Annotated in this window: 3 protein-coding genes and 1 tRNA gene; 3 read left to right on the top strand and 1 reads right to left on the bottom strand. The window is 61.5% G+C overall.

Annotated elements, in window-relative coordinates:
- The first annotated feature begins 299 nt into the window (after positions 1-299).
- The 3 genes from EN808_RS34970 to EN808_RS34980 all read left to right on the top strand — a co-directional run bounded on the left by EN808_RS34970 (position 300) and on the right by EN808_RS34980 (position 1,271).
- Positions 300-376 (top strand) — tRNA-Arg (locus EN808_RS34970).
- A gap of 328 nt (positions 377-704) precedes the next feature.
- On the top strand, positions 705-977 hold the full coding sequence (locus EN808_RS34975; RefSeq protein ID WP_135918203.1) for a hypothetical protein: 273 nt from the start codon (positions 705-707) through the stop codon (positions 975-977).
- A gap of 30 nt (positions 978-1,007) precedes the next feature.
- Positions 1,008-1,271, top strand: a complete 264-nt coding sequence (locus EN808_RS34980; RefSeq protein ID WP_135918204.1) for a hypothetical protein — start codon at positions 1,008-1,010, stop codon at positions 1,269-1,271.
- Positions 1,272-1,522: 251 nt separating this feature from the next.
- Here the strand turns inward: EN808_RS34980 and EN808_RS34985 are convergent.
- On the bottom strand, positions 1,523-3,296 hold a 1,774-nt coding region (locus tag EN808_RS34985), incomplete at its 5' end, for a hypothetical protein (protein ID WP_135918205.1).

The following is a 3,296-nucleotide window of genomic DNA, read 5'->3' on the forward strand; positions in this document are numbered from 1 at the left end:
CCAAGCTCTCCCGCGGCTGTAACCTCAGGTGGTACGGGCGACTTCGCCAAGCCAAGGTCCGGGCGGCCGCCCGGACCTTGGCTCAATCGCTTCAATCCCACGAAATCTCTCTCGTGTAGATACAAGGTGGCTCGGCGAAGCCGAGACGGAGAGGGGGAGCGCCATATCCAGCAAGCGCACCCCGTGAGGGGGCACTGCACATCATCAATTGCCCGTTGAAGCCCGCGCCGGCTTCCGCTAAGAAGCCGTGACTTGCCGGTTTGCCGGCTGGTTCGTTTTCCGGACTCCTAGTCCTGAAAGCACCCGTAGCTCAGCTGGATAGAGCGCTGCCCTCCGAAGGCAGAGGTCGCAGATTCGAATTCTGCCGGGTGCGCCAATTTTCTCAATGAAAATCAACGGTTATCGCGGCCCCGGTTTGTTCATGCTCGCAGTTCCGTGCGGGTAGATGCCGGAACAGAACGGCAACATGCAGGCCCTTCCCGTACAAAATCCGTACGCGCCTTCCCGATTCGTTCCGAATGAGCCCTGTGGATAGTAACCGGCCGTTCACCAAGTCCCATCAATCGAATTGAAGCCAGCGCCGAGGCGCATAGCGTGGGAATTGCCCCCGCCCAAATGGCGACCGACGCACATTTCAGGCACCCGCGTCGGTCGCCGTCCCTTTGAGGGGCCAATGCGAGGGGGTTCGCATGTTTTGCCCGTCTATGGTCCATATCCTGCCGGCCACGTCGTTTGTGATTGTCCCGCCGACTGCCTGCCGGCATGTCGATGTTTTCTTTCTCGCCGACGTTGAGGCCGCCCTTGTCATGGCGCTGCCCTCCTACGAGTTCGAAGTGACGATTGATCATCCGCAACGACAGGATGATGATTTCTTCGTCGAGCCGAACGGCGTGGTTTCGGACATCGCGACAATTGAAAAGCTCGCGTCGGCGTTGGCCCGGTTCACCGACTTCGGCCCAAGCAAGATGATCCATTGAAGCTGCGGGCTATTTTGGTAGAACGGGGGAATGTTCAGTTTTTTGCGCGATCGGCCAAAGGCGTTCACCGTTATCCCGCCCAGCGGTGTCGCGTTGGGCGATAGCGTCGAATTTCAACGGAGCCTTAAGCAAGCGCTGAACGAGCGATATCCGCACCTTCAGTTCGAGGTGGACGCTAGCCGCGCCGAACGTCAGCATTTTCTCTTCGTGGTAGACCCAGCCCCCACAGGTACACTTAAAGACGAGCTGGAAGATCTGCTATACGAATTCAGTTCGGATTATCAGGCTCCATAAAGTCATATCGTCGGCAGCGTGGCCATCTTTCAAATGGTCTGGTTTCGCACTATGTTCCGCGCCTATGTCACGCACCACAAGCCTTCAGCTTATTGCCGCCGGGGTCACCATCGCCGTCCTGGCGGTACTTCACCGGGGGCTTGCATGGTTTTTCGATCGCATGTCGCTTGACTATATGTTGGGCGTTCTCTCAGGTGCGGTTGTGGTTTTTCTTGTCTGGTACCTGGCTGAACGCGAAGACCGGAGAAAGGTCAGCGGCGACTGACGGCGGTCCCGCCACCCACAAGCAGAGCACGCGCCACGCGATCGGCCTTTGACTGAAGCAGTGGCGATGCGCGCCCGACCTTCATCAGGGCATCGAGCACAGCGCTCTGTTGAGATCCCCCTGTTAGCGCTCTCGCCATGTCGGCCACGGCTTTTTCATTACCCCCATTGCCGAGTGCGTCGATCACGCTTTCCACCGCCCTGGTGCCGACCGCGCGAGCTGCGCCCCGAGCGCCGCCCGCAATGAAACCTTCGCGCGCGCCAAAACGGGAACTTGAGCCCGGGTCGATCGCCTCACGCGCGGCAACACGAGCGGCAGTCTCGGAATTGCGGGTTACGATGTTTGAGGTATCTGCAAACAGGCGCTCGCGGTCGAGCAGATCAAGTACCTTTTCAGTCTTTTCCTTGCCCCAAAGCGTCGACAGGCGCGCCCGGTTCCAATCACCTTCGCCCTTGATGATTTCCTGCAATGCCACGCGGTCGTTGGCCTTGGTGCCGACGATGCGCTCTATCTCCGCCCGCGCGCCTTCACGTAGTCGAAGGGGCACGGCTGACGGGCCGATCTGAAGCCCTTGCGGCAGAGCCCCCTGATGAACTTCAGCGGCGAGTTCATCAGGACGCGGCGCTTCCCTCCCGCTGGCAAGCACTGTCTGGCCACGCTGCACGGCATCTTTCTGCCGCGCCAACTCGGCATATTTTGCGTCAACTTCCTTGATGCCAGGAACCGACGCGCGCAGCTCGTCATCAACGGCTTGGCGCGCGGTCTGAAGCGCGTTGCCTGCGTTTGTCCCCTGTGTCGTCTCCAGCATGTCGTCGATGGCATGGCGGGTGTTCAGCAGTTCGGCTGCATCGGTGACAAGCGACGTTCCGGGCGGCGGCTCGCCGTTGGCGCGGGCTCGCGCAATGTCAGCCGGCGTAGGCTGGTGGTCGAGCATCGCACGAACACGTTGAACCGCGCGTTGCGGCTCCCCGCGCAAGGACTGGGCTTCTGTTTCGAGGTAGCGGGCGATTGGCAACGTGTCGACGGGGCCGGCATCGCGCAACGCTGCTCGATACTCCGGTGCGAGGCGCTGTTGATTGGTATTGGCGCGATCGATGATGCGCGACGGCGTGGGAGCCTCGCCGAGCGTCTCGTTCAGCGCCGACCGGATGCGCCAGTTCGCATCTGCGTCGCGCGCACCGATCGCGCCGCGCACGATGGCCTTGCCCTCTCCAGGGATTGCGGCGATAGCGCCCGCCGTATGGCGCATGTTCGGGCCAAGATCCATCAACATTCCGTCGTTGCCGAGATTTGGCAGGGCGGCGGGGTCAATGGCATCCTGGCGAGCGGCATCGGCCAAGACCTTCACTGCGCTCTTGTCGAGCCCAAGCGCACGCGCTACCGCACTGATCTGCACCTTGTCAGCGATAGCCTTGACACCCCTGCCAATCATCGGGGCGATGGCGGGAGCAGCGAGGCCAAGACCGCCGCCGACAAGACCGCCCTCCACAGTCTGCCTCAAGTCCCCGCCCGATCGGACAGCGGAATCAGCCGCATTGATAGCCCCGCCGGAAAGGGCGCTCATTCCGAACTTGCCAAGGTTCGTTGCGGCGCCGATACCGAATGCCTCAGGCAGGGCCGCCATTGCCGGCAGTGTGCCAGCGACAGCACCGGTCACGTTGCCCGCAGTACGGGCGATAGGATGGGCGGCGCGGCTGGTCTCTTGCATTTGCGTCATGTCGCCTTGAACCTTGGAATACGGTTCGCCGCTGATCGCAGAG

The organism is Mesorhizobium sp. M8A.F.Ca.ET.165.01.1.1, assembly GCF_004792065.1.
Classification (GTDB): Bacteria; Pseudomonadota; Alphaproteobacteria; order Rhizobiales; family Rhizobiaceae; genus Mesorhizobium.